Raw genomic sequence first — 18404 nt, 5'->3', positions numbered from 1 at the left:
AGCGCCCCTACAGCTCCTTGATCCGGATGTCCCGGTAGGAGATCACGTCCGAGGTGCTGTGGACCTGGAGCCCGATGTAGCCGGAGGCGTACCGCCGGCCGTCCGTGCCCGGGTCGTCACCCCTCGGCGGCTCGAAGGCCTGGCCGCCGGTGTTGTCGAACTCGTTGAGCAGGACACCGTTGCGGTAGATCGAGTAGTGCTGGTCCACCACCCGGATCTCGTAGTCGTTCCAGGTGCCCTTGGGTGTGACCCCGGCGCCGGCGAGACCCACCCGGTCGAACCCGTAGACGGAACCCGTCTTGTACATGTCGCCGTCCGGCCGGTCGTTGACCTGGATCTCGTGGCCGAACTTGATGGCGGCCCACTCCGGGCGGGGTTCCTCCGGATTGTCGTGCACGTTCGGGAAGCGCACGAACACCCCGCCGTTGGCGTTACCCGTGCCGGGGGCGTCGTCCCGCCACTGGAGCTTCAGCGAGAAGTCCCCGTACTGGCGGCCCGGGAACCACAGCATGCCCATGCCGTCCACCGTGGTGGAGCTGGTGATCGCGCTGTCCGCCTCGTTGAGCGCGAACTGTCCGCCGCCCACCTGCTCCCACTTGGCGAGCGAGGCCGCCGTGCCGTCGAAGAGCTTGCGGTACCCCTCGTCCTGGCCCGGCCTGCCGATACCGGACTGCTTGGCCGCCCGGTAGATCTTCTTGTGCTCGCGGGCGTCGATCACCCCGGCGGTGAGCAGCTTGTCGAGGACCTGGTCGACGTGCTTGAGGAACAGCGCGTGCGACGACCAGTCCTTCTCGTCCTCGATCAGCTCGTTGATGGTGCAGCGGTTACCGGTGATCCGGTTGGGGACCCCGGTGTCCACGGTGCCCACGATGACGGTGAGCCGTTCGTCGAACTCCGGGCAGTTCGGCGCCGGTACGCCGCCGCTCTGCGCGACGGTGAACGACACCTGCCCGGCCTCGGAGGTGTTGCCCGCCTTGTCCGTGGCCCGGTGCGCGAGGGTGTGGTAGCCGATCCGGTCGACGATGACGGTGGCCGTGTACGCGAGGTACGGGCCGCCGTCCAGCGAGTACTCGACCTTGTCCACACCGCTGTCGGTGTCGGTCGCGGTGACGGTCACCTTGGCGCTGGTGAGGTAGGCGCCGTCGGAGTTCCTGTCGCCCTCGACCTTCGCGGACGTCTGCGGCGCCGTCGTGTCCTGCGTCGGCGGCTGGATGACGGTGAAGTCCACCGCCTTCGCGGCCGCGGCGTTGCCCGCCTTGTCGGTGGCGCGGTAGCGGACCTGGTGCGTCCCCACCTCGTGCACCATCACGGGACCGGCGTACGCCTGCCAGGCGCCGTCGGCACCGAGCGCGTACTCGATGGTGTTGACGCCCGAACCGGTGTCGGACGCGGTGACGGTGACCGTCGCCATGCCCAGGTACTGCCCCTGGTCGTCCTTCTCCCCGGACACGGTCGCCGAGGTTTCGGGGGCCGTCGTATCGTCCGTCGGCGGAGCGGCGACCGCGAACTCGGCCGTCTTCTCCGCGGCCGCGTTGCCCGCCTTGTCCGTGGCGCGGTAGCGGATGACGTGCAAGCCGACCTCGTTCACGACGACCGGCACGGTGTACGGCTGCCAGGCGCCGTCCGCACCGGCGGCGTACTCGACGGTGTCGACGCCCGACCCCGCGTCGGTGGCGGCGAGAGTGACGGTGGCCTGACCGACGTAGGCACCGTCGGCGTTCTTGTCTCCGTCGACCTTCGCCGAGGTCTCGGGCGCGGTGGTGTCCTCACCTCCGCCCCCGTCGGTGACGGTCAGGATGCCCTGCATCGCCTCGTGCCCCGGCATCGTGCAGTGGTAGAAGTACCGGCCGGGAGAGAGCGTGACCTCCGCCGTCTGCTTGCCGCCCCGGTCGTCGCCCGGGTTGGCCAGCAGGTTCAGCGGAACGTCGTTGTTGAACTCCGGGTCCGACACGCTGAAGGTCAGCGTGTGCGGCATGCCGGAGGTGTTCCCGGTCGCCTCACTGTTCTCGAAGACGATGGTCGCCTTGCCGGCCACGGCCGTCTTCGGCGCGGAGAGGTAGTGGTCGATGGGGTTGCCGGCCGTCCAGGTCAGCACCTGGTCGGCCGCCGCGTCCGCCGGGGCTGCCGTACGCCCGTACGCTGCGGTCGACGTCAGTCCCAGGACCATCAGGAACGACCCCAGGAGCGCGAGCCACAGCCGCGCGGGCCGGTACCGCCTTCGGAAGAAGATCGATCGGTGTCTCACTGCACTGCCGCCTTCCTGGCCAGGTCCTTGACGGCGGGGGTCGGTGCGCCGCCCTTGTACGTCACGCGCCACAGCGCGGACTTGGAGTCGGAGGTGAAGAAGCCGCGCCCGTAGTCCAGGACGTACAGCGAACCGTCCGGCGCGAACTTCCAGTCCATCAGGTTGCGGATGCCGTCCGCGCCCACCGGGATGATCTTTTTGAGGGACTCGGCGTGCGTGGGCAGACCGCCCTTGCCGACCGTCTTCGGATCGGTGAGCACGGCGTGCCGCGGCTGGGTGTCGTCGTAGAAGTCACCGACGAACCACTTGCCGTCCCAGTAGGAGGGCCACTTGTCGGCGCTGGTGCTCGCCGCGTCGTACCGGTAGACCGGGCCGTTCATCGTGGCCTGGCCGCCACCCTTGAGCCACGGCAGGAGCTCCTTCTGGTCCTCCACCTTGTAGCTCGGGATGCCGTTCGCGTCGCGCGGGTAGTCCACGCCACCGCCCTGCGGCGAGTACCAGATGGTGTTGGAGGTGATCGGAGGCAGATTCACCAGACCGTCGTTGTTGGGGGACTCGTTCTTCGGGTGGGCGCAGTCGTACCAGCCGAGCGGCTTGCTCGGATCGGGCAGATTGCGGTCCCGGTAGGGCTGCTTGTTGCCCATGCAGTACGGCCAGCCGTGGTTGCCCGCCTGGGTGATCGCGGCGAACGTGTCGTACTTGGCCGGGCCCCAGGTGGTGCTCGGGGCACCCGCGTCGGGGCCGACCCAGCCCGCGTACAGCGTGTCGGTCGACTTGTCGACCGAGATCCGGGCCGGGTTGCGTACACCCATCACATAGATCTCGCCGCGGGTCTTGCCGCCGCCCTCGTCCGGCTCCTTGCCGGTGAAGAGGTTGCCCGAGGGCAGCGTGTAGGTGCCGTCGTCCTCGGGGTGGATCCGCAGGATCTTCCCGTTGAGGTTGTTCGTGTTGCCCGCGGTGCGGCGGGCGTCGGCGAACGAGAGGCCCTTGTAGTTCGGCTGCGGGTTGTTGCCCGAGTAACCGTCGCTGAAGCCGGAGGAGTTGTTGTCACCGGTCGCGATGTACAGGTTGCCCTTGGAGTCCCACGCCATGCCGCCGCCGGCGTGGCAGCAGCTGTGGACCTGGACCGGCCACTTCAGCAGCACCTTCTCGGAGGAGAGGTCCAGCTTGTTCGTCGCCGGGTCGAGGGTGAATCGGGAGACCTGGCGGACCGCCGTCTGCTTGTCGCGGTCGAGCTTGTCGTGGGGTGTGTAGTGCAGATACACCCAGCCGTTCTTCTCGAAGTCCGGGTCGAGCTCGATGCCGAGCAGACCCTCCTCGACCTTGACCAGTTCGTCGCCGCCGCCCTTGTTGCCGAAGATCGTCAGCTCGCCGGCGAGGGTGACCTTCTTGGTCGCGGGGTCGTAGACGTGGATCTGGCCCAGGCCCTTGCCGACGTTCGGGTCGGCCCAGTCGGTGACCACCGGCACGCTGTTGTCGGCGCCGCCGCGGCCGATGTACAGCACCCGTCCGTCGGGGGCGGTGACCAGGCCGTGCGGTTCGCCGATCTGGTCGTTCTTGCCGGGCTGGTTGGGCTGGGTGACCCGCTCCGCCTTGTAGTTGGAGGTGATCGTCGCCTTGCAGTCGGCCTGCGAGATCCGGGTCGTCCAGTCGAGCGCGCCCCGCAGGTGGTCACGGAAGTCGGCCTCGGCGAAGCTGTCGACCGTGCCGCCCATGGCGGTGTAGAAGGACCGGCCGCCGTCGTAGTCGCGGCACCAGGACACCGGGTGGTCCCAGCCGTTGGCGCCGGTGCCCGGCTTGTACGTGATCTCCCTGACCCGTGCCACGGTGTGCACGTCGCCGGACGGGTTGTCCTTCCAGTTCAGCCACTTGTCCGGACGCTTCCATTCCAACGGCAGGTTCTTGGTGGCCGGGTGCTGCCGGTCACCGATCTCCACCGTCGCACGCTGTACGGCGGTCGGGCTGCCGGCCGCCGGACGGGCACCCACCAGTCCGGTGAACCAGTCCGAGTACGGCTCGGTGCGCGCCGCGTCGTGGATGCCGAGGAAGCCTCCGCCGGCCTCCATGTAGGCCTCCAGGCCCGCCTCCTGCTCCGGGTCGAGGACATCGCCGCCACCCGTCAGGAAGACGACGGCGTTGTACCTGCCGAGCTGCTTGCCGTTGGTGAAGACGGAGGCGTCGTCGGTGGCCACCGTCTTGAACCGGCCCGCCTCCGGTCCGGTGAGCCCGATCCGCTCGATCGCCGCGATACCGGCGTCGACGGTCGGCGACTCCTCGGTGGCGGAGGCGTGGAAGACGAGCACCTTGACGTTGGCGCCGCCCGGTGGCGACGGCAGGGACAACGTTGTCGCCATGGACCCTTGCGTCCCGGGATCCGGCCTGGCACTCGCGGCATTGCCGCCGAGCAGGGATGCGGTCAGTGCGCCGGCCGCCACGGCCGCCGCTAGTCCGCGTCGCGATCTGGACCTGTGATGTGGTGTGCGCTGCATGTGGTGCATGTGATCACCCAGCTCTCTTGGGTCGCTGCAACAGCTTTGGTCACTGCAACAGCGCATGAAGCTAGACCTCTTTTCGCGACTCGCCAATAGCTATGGCAGCAATGACACGAACTTTGTCCTTAGTGTGGATAAACGAAGATCCCCGGGCTACGGTATGGCCCGTTCCGGAGGCGGCCGTGTCGGCAGCCCGTCGGCCCGCTCGGTCTGCGCATCCGGATGGCTCATGCCGTGGTTGTCTCGGCATTCTCCGCAAGACCCGTCCAACAGTGGGGAGTTCGACATGGACCGAAGGAGCTTCAACCGGCGGATTCTGATGGGCGGCGGGGTGGCGGCGGCGACCGGCGTGACATCGTTGTCCCTCGGTGCGATCGAGGCCACCTCGGCGGAGAGCCCGCCCCGGACGGCCCCTGCGGGAGGGGTGGTCCGCCATCTCAAGCTGTACGCCGAGAAGTTGGCGGACGGCTCGATGGGCTACGGCTTCGAGAAGGGCAAGGCGTCGGTTCCCGGGCCGTTGATCGAGATCAACGAAGGCGACACCCTGCACATCGAGTTCGAGAACACGATGGACGTGGCCGCCAGTCTCCACGCGCACGGCGTCGACTACGACATCGCCAGCGACGGTACCCGGATGAACCGGAGCATCGTCGAACCGGGCGAGACCCGGACGTACACCTGGCGCACCCACGCCCCGGGCAGGCGCAAGGACGGCACCTGGCAACCGGGCAGCGCGGGTTACTGGCACTACCACGACCATGTCGTCGGCACGGACCACGGCACGGGCGGCATCCGCAAGGGGCTGTACGGACCGCTGATCGTCCGGCGCAAGGGCGACCTCCTGCCCGACAAGACCATCACGATCGTCTTCAACGACATGACGATCAACAACAAGCCCGCCGGCAAGAGCCCGGACTTCGAGGCCACGGTGGGGGACCGGCTCGAAGTCGTCATGATCACGCACGGCGAGTACTACCACACGTTCCACATCCACGGTCACCGCTGGGCGGACAACCGTACGGGCCTGCTCACCGGGCCCGACGACCCGAGCCGGGTCATCGACACGAAGATCGTCGGGCCGGCGGACTCCTTCGGTTTCCAGGTCATCGCGGGTGAACACGTGGGCGCGGGCGCTTGGATGTACCACTGCCACGTACAGAGCCATTCCGACATGGGCATGGCCGGAATGCTGCTGGTCGCCAAGACGGACGGGACGGTCCCGGGGCACGACGGACACACCATGGCGTCATCACCACAGGCGAAGACCTCGGAGAAGACGTCGGCGCACGAGGGCCACTAACCGGTCGTATCAGCCACCGCGGCGAGGCGTTGCTGTTCCTCCTCGACGATGCGGCGGGCCAGCGAACCGTCCGACACGTCCACGGCGTCCGGCGTCGTCTCCGCGACGTCGCTGCGCCGTGCGTACGCGTCGAACAACCGCTCCTTGCGGGCCAGGATGTCCAGCATCCGCTGGTCGACGCTGTCCGTGGCGAGGAGCCGGTGCACCTGGACCGTGCGTATCTGGCCCATCCGGTGCGCGCGGGCCACGGCCTGGTGCTCCATGGTCGGCTTGATCTGCGGCTCGCAGAGGATGACGACCGACGCGGCCTGCATGTTCAGCCCGATACCACCCGCCTGGATCTGGCTGAGCAGCACCGCGTGGCCGTCCGCCGCGGCGAAGCCGTCGATCAGTCCCTGGCGACGCGCGGCCGGCACGCTTCCGGACAGCGGGCCGAACACGCCCTCCCCCAGGGCCTCCCGGACCGTCTCCAGCACCTCGCGGAAGTAGGAGAACACGACGACCTTCAGGCCGTTGCCCTCGGCCTCGGCGACGAGTTCGCGCAACCGGTTCAGCTTCGCCGACGTGGCCGGGTGGGCGTACGCGGCCCGGCGCATCCGCATGAAGTGCCCGGCAGCCACTGCTTCGTGGTAGGCCCGCCGATCGGCTTCACTGAACTCCTCCCACTCGTCGACCTGCACGAGTGCGGGGAGTTCGGTGAGGACGTCCTGCTGGTTGCGGCGCAGATAGGCGGGGGCGACGGCCCGGCGGAAGGCGTGCGAACCGGCGACGCCGTGCGTGGTGCTGACGGACGGGGCCAGTTCGGGCTGGAGATGACGGACCAGACTGCGGAACTCCTCCACCCGGTTCTCCATGGGCGTGCCCGTCAGGAAGAGCACGTGCTCGGTCTTCGCCGACCACCCGGACACCGCGCGGGCGCGACGGGTGGCGGGATTCTTGACGTAGTGCGCCTCGTCGACGACCAGCATGCCGGGCCGCACCTCGCTGTCGCCCGCGAGGGGGAGGGTGTGCAGGGCGTCGAAGGTGGTCAGCGCGACCCCGCCGCTCTCGCGCCACTCGGCGAACGCCTCCTGCCGCTCCGGCCCGTGTACCGGCAGGGGGTGCAGCGTGGACCGGGCGCGGACCTCCCGAGTCCAGTTGATCAGCACGCTCGCCGGGCAGACCACCAGGAAGTGGGTCTCGCCCCTGGCCGCGAGATGGGCCAGCGCGGCGATGGCCTGCACGGTCTTGCCGAGCCCCATCTCGTCGCCGAGGATCACCCGCTTCTGAGCGAGCGCGAAGCGCGCGCCGAACGACTGGTAGCCGCGCAGCGACACCCGCAGCCGGGCGTCGTCCAGGCGCAGTCCGCGGATCCGGTCGGCGATCCCGGACGGCAGGAACCCCTCGGCCGCGTCCCGGTCGGGGCCCGTGCCGGACATCTCGGCCAGCAGGCTGTAGTACTCCGCGGACCGCAGCTCGAAGTCGACCCAGGCCGCGAGGTCGGACTCCGGGTCCCGCAGCAGGTCGACGGAGACCTGGCCGAAGAGCAAAGGGAGTTCGCGCTCCACCGCGTCGGCGACAGCGGTCCGCAGGGAGGCGACGGCCTCCAGCACCCGCGCCCGTGCCTCCCGCCGGGTGAAGACCATCCGCAGCCGTCCCCGGGCCGGCCCGGCAGCGGCCAGCAGCGGCTCCAGGCGATCGGCCAGCCGCCGGCCCCCGTCCACGGCCCGTCGCACGTCCGGACCGGCCTCGACCAGCCGGTACAACGCGGTGACCAGGGCGGTCGTCGCGTCGTCGGGGGTGTCCACGTCTATCCGCAGGGCGACGGTGTCCCGGACGGCGTGCGCGATCTGGCCCGCAGCGGCAAGGGTCTGGTCAGCGGTCTGTGCACCGACGCCGGGAATCTGGCGGAGCTCGTAACGGCCGGCCCCGTACACCTGCTCCACCGTTGTGAAACCGGCCTGCTCGACCGCGCCGAGGCGCAACCGGCCCTCGGTGACGTCCTTGAGCCGGGACACCGGGATGGCGGACAACTCCTTACGGACGAGGGCGTCGAGGAGCGGATCCAGAGCCGTCCGCACGGCACCGACCGCGCGGGTGTGATCCGCCAGGACGCCGCGCGCGGCGTCCAGCAGCCCGTCGGCCCGTGCCAGCAGCTCCCGCGCCGCCCGCCCGGTCAGCGCCCCGCCCTCCGTGGACCAGGCCTCAGTCATGTCGTACCTTCTGTCCCCGCTGCCCTGCCGCTGCGCCCACCGGCTTTCGCCCGGAGCGTCTCATATCGTCCCACGCGTGACCGACAGCCCTGCCCGGCGGACGGGTCAGGGCGCGGGAGGCCGGCGCTCGGCCGGCGACAGCAGCAGCACCTCCAGGGCGCGTGCGCAGGATCGTGCCTGGATCAGGAACCAGTCACTGCGCGCTTCGGTGATCACGGCCGGCGTGGCCCGTACCGCCAGGGCGAAGCGGGCGTATCCGGCGCCGTCCAGCACGGGCACCGCCAGGGTCCGCACTCCCTGGGCGGACTCGCCGTCGTTGACGGCATAGGTGTCGGACCGGACCCGGGCCAGCTCCGCCTCCAGGGCCCTCGGTTCGACGATCGTCCGGTCGGTGAAGGCGGGCAGCGGCGGCAGGGAGGAGGGGCCGCCCTCACCCGGCCTCGCCCAGGCCAGCAGGACCTTGCCCAGAGCCGTGGAGTGCAGCGGCCGGCGCAGCCCGACCTTGGGGGTCACCGAACCGCCCGCGACGATCACGGCGTGCGGTCCGCTGCGCAGAGCCAGGTCGGCTGTGGCGCCCGTGCGCTCGGCGAGATCGGCGAGTTCGGGGGCGGCCAGATGCAGACCACGCTGGTGGTAGGAGAGCCGGCCCAGCTCGGTCACGGCGGGCCCCAGCCGGTAACGGGACGTCCGGGCGTCCTGTTCGAGGAATCCGGCACCGAGCAGGGTGCGGGCCAGCCGGTGGGCCGTGGACACCGACAGCGCGAGGCGGCGGGCGAGATCGGAGGCGCTCAGATCGGGGCCGTTGTCGTGGAAACAGTGCAGGACGTCCAGGGCACGCTGTACCGCCTGCGCCCCACCGGGAGCGCGTACCGCTGCGGCCTCGGTCATGGGGTTCACTCTCCGCTCGTGGGGATGCGGGCTCCGACGTTGCCACATTACGAGAGCTGGGCAGAGCCCGAACCGGCTGGTGAAACATGCCGTTCATACCCAATCCCACATCATGGGAAGCAAGTTGTGGTGGGGCATTGCCCCGTGGCACGCTGCAGCCCTCACCGCCGACGAGCTGAAGGGAGCAGTGCCATGGCCGGCCGCCGATCCGCGACCCCCGCCCACGCCGCTCCGATCCTGCTCGCCCTCACGCTGCGCCGTCACATCGACCTCGCCCGCGTGTCCAGCGCCGCCTGTCGCTGACCCTCCCCCTCTTTTCACGCTGACGCGTCGCTCCGACGCCTCGCGGGTTACCGCGCCACGTCCCACCCCGTTCCGGGGCGTACGTGGTGCGCCCGCCCGCTCCTCCATCCGCTTCACCGATCCTCGGGAAGACTCCGTGACGTCTGCCGTCCTGCCCCGGACCCTCTGGTTCACCCGCTGTCCTGTCCCCACGGCAACCGGCATCGCCGCCGACCGTCAGTGGCTCACCGCCGAGTTCGCCGCTGACGGCATCTCCGTACGCTCCCTCCAGGACGCCTCCCCGCACACCGACCGTGCCGCGCACTACACCCACGCCCTGCCGGGGCTGTTCCGGGAGGGCGGCAACGTCCCCGCTCTGTGGGCACGTTCGCGGGGAGAACGCACCCGGCTGGTCGGCCTCACCTGGATCGAGGAACGGCAGACCGTCCTGGTCGCCCCCGGCTCCGGCATCCGGGGCGCCGAGGCACTGCGCGGGCTGCGGCTCGCCGTGCCGAGGCACGACATCGCCATCGACTTCTGGCGGGCCATGGCCCTGCGCGGCTTCGAGGGGGCGCTCGCCTCCGCCGGACTCGCGCCGACGGACGCCTCGTTCGTCGACGTACCCGCAGACGGGTACGCGGGTCAGTGGGCGGCCGAACTCGCCGCACTGCGACGCGGAGACGTCGACGCCGTCTACGTCAAGGGCGCGCTGGCCGTCGAGGCGGCCCGCCGGGCCGGCGCCGAAGTGGCCGTCGAGCTCGACGAACTGCCCGACCGCAGGTTCCGGGTCAACAACGGCACCCCGCGCCCCATCACCGTCCACCAGCAGCTCCTGGACGACCACCCGGCCCTCGTCGACCGCTTCCTCGCCGTTCTGCTGAGGGCAGCCGACTGGGCGGCCGGACAGCCCGACGAGGTCGACCGCATCCTCGGCGCCGAGACCGGGGCGGGTGCCGATGGGGTCGCCGGCGCCTACCGGCCCGGCACCCATCTGACCCTGCACCCCGATCTGTCCGCCGAACGCCTCACCCTGCTCGCCGCACAGGAAGCCGGGCTGCGCGCCCACGGCTTCCTGCCCGAACCCGTCGACGTCGCGGCGTGGGCCGACCACGAGCCGCTGCGCCGCGCAGCCGCCCTGGTCCGCAGCACTTCCGCCCCCCTCAGCCCGGAGGAACCCTCGTCATGAATCTCGCCCGTCCACTGTGCACGTCGGCCGTTCCGGCGCTCCTCACGGTCTCGGCGCTCGTCGCCCTCACCGCCTGCGGCACGTCCGAGGCCGACAGCGCCGCAGGGGGCTCGAAGGCCACGGTGACCGTCCGCATCCCCGACCCCGGCAATTCCGGTGTGCTCGCCCTGGGCAAGAAGGACGGCAGCCTCGACAAGGCCCTGTCCAAAGCCGGTGCCAAGGTGGAGTGGACCGGCAGCGCCGGACCGTTCGCCCCGGCCGCCCAGGCGATGAACGCGGATCAGCTGGACATCGCCACGGGCTCCATCACTGCCGGCATCACCTCGCTCGCCCAGCGGCCCGGTTTCAAGTTCTTCACCGCCGTCGACCCGGACGCCGCGGGGGAGGGCATCCTCGTCAGGAACGGATCGGCCATAGACTCGGTGGCCGATCTCGTGGGGAAGAAGGTCGCCGTCAACCAGGGCGGCACCGGCGAGTACCTGCTGCTCAAGGCCCTCGCGAAGGCCGGAATCCCGGCCGGCAAGGTCACCCGTGTCTACCTCAGGCCCGACCAGACCGCGGCGGTCTTCAACGCCGGCAAGGTCGACGCCTGGGCCGTCTGGGCCACGTACGCGGTCGCCGAGATCGGCAGCGGCAAGGCGCACTTCGTCGCCGACGGTGCGGCGATCGGCTCGGACAACTACAGCCTCAACGCCGTACGGACCGAGTTCGCCGAGCAGCATCCGAAGGTCGTGAAGGCGCTCTACCAGTACCTCCACCAGGCCAGTGCCAAGGAGAAGCAGAACCCGTCCGCGTACCTCAACGTCTTCACGGACGTCGGCCCGACCGCTGTGACCGGCAGGGCCAAGGCGGTCCAGAACGGGTTCACCGCCAAGGGCGCGGCCGTCGGTCCCATCGGCCCGGAGGACATCGAGCGCTTCAAGGCCGTCGCGGCCTTCTACGCGGAGCAGAAGGTCACCCGGACCGAGGTCGACGTCGCCGCCCACCTGCTCGACGTCCGGACCTTGTCATGAGCGACATCGCCGCGCCCCCCGGCCTCGTCCGCCCGAGCCCGAGGATCAACAAGGCCCGCGGCCGGGGCTACGCACTCACCGTCCGCACTCTCGGCCCGGTCGCGCTGCTCGTCCTCTGGTGGGCGGCCTCCGCCGGCGGGCTCCTCACCCCCGACGTCCTGGCATCGCCCGGCGAAGTGCTCCGAGCCGTAGGTGAGTTGTGGGGGAACGGCCAGCTGCCCGACGCCCTCACCACCTCCCTCACCCGCTCCGGCCTCGGCCTGCTCATCGGGCTCGCCGCCGGGCTGACCCTCGGCATCACCACCGGATTCACCCGCCTCGGCGACGAACTCCTCGACTCCTCGCTCCAGACGCTGCGCACGATCCCCTTCCTCTCCCTGGTACCCCTGTTCATGGTCTGGTTCGGGATCAACGAGACGGCCAAGATCCTCCTCATCGCGGTGGCCACCACCTTCCCGATGTACGTGTCCACATCGAGCGGGGTACGCAACACCGACCCCAAACTCGTCGAGGCCATGCGGAGCTTCGGCATGGGACGCCTCGCCCTCGTACGCGAAGTCGTCCTGCCCGGCGCCCTGCCCTCCCTGCTGGCCGGACTGCGGCTGTCGATGACACTCAGCGTCATCGCGCTGATCGCCGCCGAGGAAATCAACGCAACCGCCGGCATCGGCTATCTGATGTCCCAGGCGCAGAGCTACGCCCGCACCGACATCCTCGCCGTCTGCATCCTCGTCTACGGGGTCCTCGGGCTGGCCGCGGACATCCTCGTGCGGCTGCTGGAACGCCTGCTGATGCCGTGGCGAACCCCCCAGGGAGCCACCCGATGACCACCGGCACGACATCCGCTCCAGCAGTACGGGTACGGGGGCTGCGCCGGGTCTTCGGCGACCGCGCCGTCCTCGATGACCTGCAACTCGACATCGCCCGAGGTGAGTTCGTCGCCCTCCTTGGGGCGAGCGGCAGTGGGAAGACGACGCTGCTGCGTATCCTCGGGGCACTCGACGGCACCGACGCGGGAGAGGTGCTCGTCCCCGAGGCCCGCACCGTCGTCTTCCAGGAGCCCCGGCTCGTGCCGTCGAAGAAGGTCCTGGCCAATGTGACGGTCGCCCTGCCACGCAGCCGCTCCACCCACGGGCTGCGCGCGCTGGCCGAAGTCGGCCTGGAACGCCACGCCGAGGCCTGGCCGGCCACGCTCTCCGGTGGTGAGGCCCAGCGCGTCGCCCTCGCCCGCGCTCTGGTCCGTGAGCCCGAACTCCTATTGCTCGACGAGCCGTTCGCCGCACTCGACGCACTGACCCGGCTGAAGATGCAGGACCTGGTCGGCGAGCTGTGCCGCCGCCACCGTCCCGCCGTCCTCCTGGTCACCCATGACGTGGAGGAGGCCGTGAGGCTGGCTGACCGGGTCGCCGTCCTGCGTGACGGCCGCCTCGTCACCGACGAGACCGTCGACGTCGCCCGGCCGCGAGACCCGGGCGATCCGGCGTTCGCGGCTTTGCGCCGACGGCTCCTGGCCGATCTCGGTGTCGACGCCCCAGCACCTTCCCGTCCGTCCCCCGTCCGTACAGAAGCCGGAGTGATCTGAATGACCCTCACCATCGGTGTCCACAGCAGCAACCCGTCCCTCTATTACCTCTACCACCTCTCCCGGCTGGGCTTCGCCCAGGAGGAGCTCGCCCCCCTGGGCGAGAGCGTCCTCTTCCACCCGTACACCAACGGCGTGCGAACCGGAGAGCTCCTGACGCAGGGCGTCATCGACTTCGGCGGCACCGGCTCCACCCCGCCGGTCACCGCCCAGGCCGCCGGCCACGACATCGTCTACACCGCGGTCTCCGCGCCGCGCCCCGAACACGGCGCGCTCCTGGTTCCCGAGGACAGTCCCGTGCGCACCGTCGCCGACCTCAAGGGTGCGACCGTGCACCTGGCGATCGGGTCCTGGCAGACCCATCTCATCGCCAAGGCCCTCGACGACGCCGGGCTGTCCTACGCCGACGACATCACCGCCGTCCGCAGCAACGCGGGCAGCGAGGAACTGCTGCGCACCGGCGGGATCGCTGCCTGGGTGGCCCAGGGCGCCGAGCTGGCGGCCGCTCGGCGCACCGGAGGACTGCGAACCCTGGTCCGTACCGGCGACGTCATCAGCGACCGTTCCGTCTTCTTCACCCGCCGCGACCTCGCCGAATCCAGGCCCGAGGTCATCGAGGCCCTGACCAGGGCGCTCCAGCGGGCCGACGACTGGGCGGCGGCCCACCCCCGGCAGGCAGCCGAGATCGCCTCCGCCGACCTCGGCGGATCGGCGGACGACTGGGTGAGCGCGCTTGCGTCCCTGCCCTGGACGATCGAGGCCGTCTCCGACGCGTTCATCGCGGAGCAGCAGGAGGCGGCCGACATCTTCCACCGGACCGGATTCATCGACCGGCCGGTCACCGTCGGCCACGCCCGTGCCCGTGCGGCCGCGGAAAGGGCGGTATGACGACATGGCGACCGAAGTCCTCTGGTACATCATTCCGCGCGAAGGCGCCTACCCCTGGGAGCCCGCCGGCAGGCGCCCGGTCGACCTCGGCTACCTGGGCCGGCTGGCCGGGGCGGTCGAGCGGCTCGGCTACAGCGGTGCGCTGCTCGCCACGGATCTGTACGACGTCTGGCCGCTCGGCAGTGCGCTGGCGGCCTCCACCAGCACCCGGTTCAAACCGTTGCTCGCGGTGCATCCCGGGCTGATCTCACCCACGCTGCTGGCCAAGATGGCGCTCAGCTTCGACACTCTCTTCGGCGGCCGGCTTCGCTTCAATGTGGTCAATGGTTCAACGAAGTCCCTGCAGGAGTACGGACTCCACGTCGAGCACGACGAACGGTACGAGCTGAGCGCGGAGTACTGGTCGATCGTGAAGCGGCTGACGGCCGGCGAGGTCTTCGACCACAAGGGCCGCTTCTACGACCTGAAGAACGCCGGTGCCTCCTTCCGCGAGCTGAAGCCGGTCCAGGACGGACACATTCCGCTCTGGTTCGGCGGCTCGTCCGACCCTGGCATCGAAATGGCCGCCGAGCACGTGGACGTCTTCCTGACCTGGGGAGAGCCGCCGCATCTGCTGAAGGAGAAGCTGGACAGGGTCCGCGCGAGGGCCGCCGCGTACGGCCGCACGCTCAGGATCGGGCTGCGGCTGCACCTGATCGTCCGGGACACGGAGGACGAGGCATGGGCGGCGGCCGACCGGCTCCTCGACGTCACGAGCGACGCGACGTACGCCCGTCAGCTCGGCGACCGGGCCGGCGAGGACGGGGTCGGATGGCAGCGGCAGTTCCGCCAGCACGGCGGAAAGGTCCCCGCGCACGCCCGTGAGCTGGAGGAACACCCCAACATGTGGCCGGGTATGAGCCTGTTCCGGCCAGGCCCGGGAACGGCGGTGGTCGGGTCGACCGCCCAGGTCGTCGAGCGGCTCCAGGAGTTCGAGGACCTGGGGGTGGACACCTTCATCCTCTCCGGCAACCCCCTGCTGGAGGAGGCGTACCGCGTGGCGGAGACGGTGCTGCCGGCGCTGGGCATCACGCACTGACAGGAGGGGGGCGGGACAGGCCGCACGCCGGGACGAGCGTGCTCCGGCCGGCCGTGGCCGGAGCACGCCGGGACTGCGGTTGTCAGTCCCCGGTGCAAGACTCGGAGGGTCAGGAACTCCCGCTGTGAGAGAACGGGACCACCGAAGGAGCGCACGATGCTCACCACCCGTTTCGTTGACGGCGCCCCCGCCTGGATGGACCTGGGCACACCGGATCTCGAAGGGGCCAAGGCGTTCTACACCGCCCTCCTCGGCTGGGACTTCGAAGCCGGAGGCCCCGAGACCGGCGGCTACGGGATGTTCATGCTGAACGGGAAGACCGTCGGCGGCGCGATGACGGTCACCGAGGAGCAGGGGAAGCCCTCCTGGTCCGTGTACTTCCGGTCATCGGACGCCGATGCCACCGCACAGGCCGTGCGCGGCGCCGGCGGGACGGTGCCGTTCGAGCCGATGGACGTCCTGGAGTACGGCCGGATGGGCGGGTTCACCGACCGGGCCGGGGCCTATTTCGCCGTCTGGCAGCCGAAGCAGAATCCGGGTCTCGGCGTCGTGAGCGAACCGGGCAGCCTCTGCTGGGCCGAGCTCTACACACCGGACGTGCCGGCTGCCGCCGCTTTCTACGACGCCGTCTTCGGCTGGAAGACCCTCCAGTTGCCCTATCCGGGCGGCGGTGGCGCGTACACCGTCATCAGGACGGCGGGCGGCGGTGAGGCGGCCTCCTTCGGCGGGCTCGTCCCGCTGGACGCCGTGCCCGTCAGGGCCGCAGCCGGGCCGCACTGGCTGCCGTACATCGAGGTCGACGACTGCGATGCTGTCGTGGCGGCGGTCGACCGGCTGGGCGGCAAGCTGACACTGGAGCCGACGGAGATGGAGGGTGTGGGTACGTTCGCCAACGTCGCTGATCCGTACGGTGCCTCATTCGCCGTGATCACGAGTACGCAGAGGCCCGCCGCCTGACCGTTGTGCGGCGCCCCGGGCCGCGAGCGGCTTGCGGCCGGTTGATGGATCGTTGATCAGTCGTTTATCGCGGCAGGGCACTGTGTGCCACATGCTGATCAACACCGCGACCGACCCCGCTCTCGCCTGGCAGGAGACAGCGCTGTGCGCCCAGACGGGGCCCGAGTTCTTCTTCCCCGCCCCTGGCAGCTCCACACGTGAGGCCAAGCAGTTGTGCAACGCCTGCGAGGGCCGCCTGGCCTGCCTGGAGTACGCACTCGACAACGACGAACGCTTCGGCGTATGGGGCGGTCTCTCAGAGAAGGAGCGCGACCGGCTGCGCAGAGTCGGACGCGACCAGCTGTGAACGGTCCCCGGCCCGGCGCGGCCCGGACGCCGGTCAGGACGTGACGGTGAAGGTCTCGCCGTACATCGTCCAGGTCAGCGGCAGTTCCAGGGCCAGGTTCCCGTCCTCCAGGAACACCCGCTGAGCGGTGTCGAGGCGTGAGGTGTCCTGCTGGTTCCTCTTCGACTTCATCACGGCCCGCGCCGCGTCCAGGAAGGCATCCAGATACACACTCTCGTCGCCGCCCTCCGCGACCGTGTCGGCCTCGGCCACCGCTGCCTTCCGGATGCCGTAGAACGAGTCCGCTTCGGACCCGGGGCCCTGAAGAACCATGGCGTCGAAGTACATGTACTGGCCCAGGGCACCGAGCCCGTCCAGTTTCGCCAGATGGACGGCCGGTTCGAAGTACTGCTCCAGCCGCACCAGGTCCTGGGCGGCGCGGAAGTCGGGATCCTCGGCCGACTTCTTCCACGCGGCCGTGAACCCGGGGTCGAGCCCCTCGTGCGAAGCGGAGCCGTCGACCTTGCGCAGGGCCGGGACGAACGGCGCCAGGGGGCTGTCCGGGTGGTCCGCCGTGAACGACTCGACGAATGCGAGCATGTCGTGGGTACCGGAGCAGAAGCCGATGATGCCCGCGTTGTAACCGGTTCCGTCGCCGGTGTCCTCGATCGTGCCGTACTGGCTGCGCCAGTCCAGGGTCGACCCCTCGGCGCTGGCCAGCAGCTTCCAGGCGACCTCGCGCATCTTCGGATCCTCCAGCCCGGGGGGCATGGCGGCGACGCGTGCGTTCAGTGTGCGCTGTTCCTCGTCGTCCGCCGCGGCGAAGGGATCCGCCTGCGCGGGCGTGGTGACCGACCGCTTCGCGGTGGGAGAGCTCCGGGGCGGCGTCGAGTCGCCGCCGCTGTTGAAGAGCACGGAAACGACGATCGCTATCGGCGCGCCGAAAAGAACAACGCGGGTCACAGGTTTCACCGGCACAGAGTACGGTCCGCACCGCCCGGGTGAGGGCTCGCCCCCGCACGGCACAATCGCCCCCATGACCGATGCCCTGCTGAACGCCCTCGACCCGCTCCCGTACCCGGAGCGCATGCGTGAACTCACGGCACGGGCGCGCGTTCTGTCCGCTTCGGGGCGGCTGCGTGCCGTTCTGGACGAGTTGGACGAGGGCGATGCGTACGAGCGGGAGACCGCGGTCGTCGCCGCGGCCGCCGGAGGGGACCGGGACTGGATCGCGGCGCACCTCGCCGACCGGGACCCCTTCGTGCAGGGCCATGCCCTGCGCGTCGCGTACAGCCTCGGCGTGCCGGACGCGGCATACGGTCAACTCCTCGACGACCTTCCGGGCACCGCACGCCGCCGCCTCCTGCGGGCCGTCGTCACCGACGGGCGGGCCGACCTCGCCGACCGGCTGATCGACGAGGTTCGCGCGAGCTGGGGCGACGGGGACGCCGCCGTACTGCTGCCCGGGTGCACATCGGCGACCGCGGCCCGGTTGCTGCCCGAAGTCCTGCATGCCGTACGCGGCTGGGGCGGCCTCGGGCGCCGGCACCCGGGTCTCCTCCTCGACGCCTTCGAGCGGCAACTGGCGGAACTGCCCGAACCGCACCACACCGAGTGGTGGCAGAGGTACGCCGCCGGAGTCGCGGCCACCGTCGCGCCCTGCCCGGAGCGGGTCCTCGACCTGCTCGAACGTTTCGCACCGGCCACCCTGCCGTGGCCGCTGACCAGCCGCCTCGGAGCCCTGGCCGCGGTCGGACCGGACCGGCTGATCCGCCTCCTGCTGCGCCTGGGGAGCCGGCCGGCGCTGCGTGGCTCCGCGCTGGGGCGAAGCGTCCTGTACCGGCTGGCCCGCACCGCCCCCGAGGGGCTCTTCCTGGAAGTCGGCCGCGCCGTGCGGGAGGACTCCACGGCGCTCGCCCGGCTGCTTGCCGCGCTGCCTTCTGCACCGCGGTCATGGACGGGCGAGGAGAGGGCAG

General features: G+C 70.4%; 15 protein-coding genes. 10 read left to right on the top strand and 5 right to left on the bottom strand.

What is annotated here, in order from left to right; all coding sequences use genetic code 11:
* Positions 1–7: 7 nt before the first annotated feature.
* Positions 8–2245: an OmpL47-type beta-barrel domain-containing protein gene (locus OG538_RS03450; protein WP_406089985.1), complete on the bottom strand. Its 2238-nt coding sequence runs from the start codon at positions 2243–2245 to the stop codon at positions 8–10.
* Positions 2242–4734, bottom strand: a complete 2493-nt coding sequence (locus tag OG538_RS03445) for a ThuA domain-containing protein (protein WP_406089983.1) — start codon at positions 4732–4734, stop codon at positions 2242–2244. The genes OG538_RS03450 and OG538_RS03445 overlap by 4 nt, the downstream gene beginning before the upstream one ends.
* A 289-nt stretch (positions 4735–5023) precedes the next feature.
* Here OG538_RS03445 and OG538_RS03440 point away from each other — a divergent pair, with 289 nt between their 5' ends.
* On the top strand, positions 5024–6037 hold the full coding sequence (locus OG538_RS03440) for a multicopper oxidase domain-containing protein (RefSeq protein WP_406089981.1): 1014 nt from the start codon (positions 5024–5026) through the stop codon (positions 6035–6037).
* Here OG538_RS03440 and OG538_RS03435 read toward each other — a convergent pair.
* Both OG538_RS03435 and OG538_RS03430 read right to left on the bottom strand, forming a co-directional pair.
* Positions 6034–8229 (bottom strand): DEAD/DEAH box helicase, encoded by a 2196-nt coding sequence (locus OG538_RS03435; protein ID WP_406089979.1) that lies wholly within the window; start codon positions 8227–8229, stop codon positions 6034–6036. The two genes, OG538_RS03440 and OG538_RS03435, sit on opposite strands and share 4 nt — an antisense overlap.
* A 105-nt stretch (positions 8230–8334) precedes the next feature.
* A complete protein-coding gene (locus OG538_RS03430; protein WP_406089977.1) occupies positions 8335–9117 on the bottom strand; it encodes an IclR family transcriptional regulator in 783 nt (260 codons plus the stop codon).
* A gap of 192 nt (positions 9118–9309) precedes the next feature.
* Here OG538_RS03430 and OG538_RS03425 point away from each other — a divergent pair, with 192 nt between their 5' ends.
* The 9 genes from OG538_RS03425 to OG538_RS03385 all read left to right on the top strand — a co-directional run bounded on the left by OG538_RS03425 (position 9310) and on the right by OG538_RS03385 (position 16449).
* Entirely contained in the window at positions 9310–9420 is a 111-nt protein-coding gene (locus OG538_RS03425; RefSeq protein WP_406089975.1) for a putative leader peptide, read from the top strand.
* 136 nt (positions 9421–9556) lie between these two features.
* Positions 9557–10585: an ABC transporter substrate-binding protein gene (locus tag OG538_RS03420; protein ID WP_406089973.1), complete on the top strand. Its 1029-nt coding sequence runs from the start codon at positions 9557–9559 to the stop codon at positions 10583–10585.
* Positions 10582–11598, top strand: a complete 1017-nt coding sequence (locus tag OG538_RS03415) for an NrtA/SsuA/CpmA family ABC transporter substrate-binding protein (RefSeq protein WP_406089971.1) — start codon at positions 10582–10584, stop codon at positions 11596–11598. The genes OG538_RS03420 and OG538_RS03415 overlap by 4 nt, the downstream gene beginning before the upstream one ends.
* Positions 11595–12425, top strand: a complete 831-nt coding sequence (locus tag OG538_RS03410) for an ABC transporter permease (RefSeq protein WP_406089969.1) — start codon at positions 11595–11597, stop codon at positions 12423–12425. The genes OG538_RS03415 and OG538_RS03410 overlap by 4 nt, the downstream gene beginning before the upstream one ends.
* Positions 12422–13180, top strand: a complete 759-nt coding sequence (locus tag OG538_RS03405) for an ABC transporter ATP-binding protein (protein WP_406089967.1) — start codon at positions 12422–12424, stop codon at positions 13178–13180. Before OG538_RS03410 ends, OG538_RS03405 begins: the two co-directional genes overlap by 4 nt.
* Positions 13181–14068 (top strand): ABC transporter substrate-binding protein, encoded by an 888-nt coding sequence (locus tag OG538_RS03400; RefSeq protein ID WP_406089965.1) that lies wholly within the window; start codon positions 13181–13183, stop codon positions 14066–14068.
* Positions 14069–14072: 4 nt separating this feature from the next.
* Complete coding sequence (locus OG538_RS03395) at positions 14073–15146, top strand: LLM class flavin-dependent oxidoreductase (RefSeq protein ID WP_406089964.1); 1074 nt, start codon at positions 14073–14075, stop codon at positions 15144–15146.
* A gap of 156 nt (positions 15147–15302) precedes the next feature.
* Positions 15303–16103, top strand: a complete 801-nt coding sequence (locus OG538_RS03390) for a VOC family protein (RefSeq protein WP_406089962.1) — start codon at positions 15303–15305, stop codon at positions 16101–16103.
* 91 nt (positions 16104–16194) lie between these two features.
* Entirely contained in the window at positions 16195–16449 is a 255-nt protein-coding gene (locus OG538_RS03385) for a WhiB family transcriptional regulator (RefSeq protein WP_406089960.1), read from the top strand.
* 33 nt (positions 16450–16482) lie between these two features.
* On the opposite strand, the gene OG538_RS03380 is transcribed toward OG538_RS03385, so the two are convergent.
* On the bottom strand, positions 16483–17391 hold the full coding sequence (locus OG538_RS03380) for a chitosanase (RefSeq protein WP_406099972.1): 909 nt from the start codon (positions 17389–17391) through the stop codon (positions 16483–16485).
* Between the last annotated feature and the right edge of the window lie 1013 nt (positions 17392–18404).

The sequence above is a fragment of the Streptomyces sp. NBC_01013 genome, assembly GCF_045162765.1.
Taxonomy (GTDB): Bacteria; Actinomycetota; Actinomycetes; order Streptomycetales; family Streptomycetaceae; genus Streptomyces.
This window is presented reverse-complemented; position numbering and strand designations above follow the sequence as displayed.

Coding starts and splice junctions, on each gene's coding strand:
- OG538_RS03445 (WP_406089983.1), bottom strand. CDS start 4,734: ATGCAGCGCACACCACATCACAGGTCCAGATCGCGACGCGGACTAGCG.
- OG538_RS03440 (WP_406089981.1), top strand. CDS start 5,024: ATGGACCGAAGGAGCTTCAACCGGCGGATTCTGATGGGCGGCGGGGTG.
- OG538_RS03435 (WP_406089979.1), bottom strand. CDS start 8,229: ATGACTGAGGCCTGGTCCACGGAGGGCGGGGCGCTGACCGGGCGGGCG.
- OG538_RS03430 (WP_406089977.1), bottom strand. CDS start 9,117: ATGACCGAGGCCGCAGCGGTACGCGCTCCCGGTGGGGCGCAGGCGGTA.
- OG538_RS03425 (WP_406089975.1), top strand. CDS start 9,310: ATGGCCGGCCGCCGATCCGCGACCCCCGCCCACGCCGCTCCGATCCTG.
- OG538_RS03415 (WP_406089971.1), top strand. CDS start 10,582: ATGAATCTCGCCCGTCCACTGTGCACGTCGGCCGTTCCGGCGCTCCTC.
- OG538_RS03410 (WP_406089969.1), top strand. CDS start 11,595: ATGAGCGACATCGCCGCGCCCCCCGGCCTCGTCCGCCCGAGCCCGAGG.
- OG538_RS03405 (WP_406089967.1), top strand. CDS start 12,422: ATGACCACCGGCACGACATCCGCTCCAGCAGTACGGGTACGGGGGCTG.
- OG538_RS03400 (WP_406089965.1), top strand. CDS start 13,181: ATGACCCTCACCATCGGTGTCCACAGCAGCAACCCGTCCCTCTATTAC.
- OG538_RS03395 (WP_406089964.1), top strand. CDS start 14,073: ATGGCGACCGAAGTCCTCTGGTACATCATTCCGCGCGAAGGCGCCTAC.
- OG538_RS03390 (WP_406089962.1), top strand. CDS start 15,303: ATGCTCACCACCCGTTTCGTTGACGGCGCCCCCGCCTGGATGGACCTG.
- OG538_RS03385 (WP_406089960.1), top strand. CDS start 16,195: ATGCTGATCAACACCGCGACCGACCCCGCTCTCGCCTGGCAGGAGACA.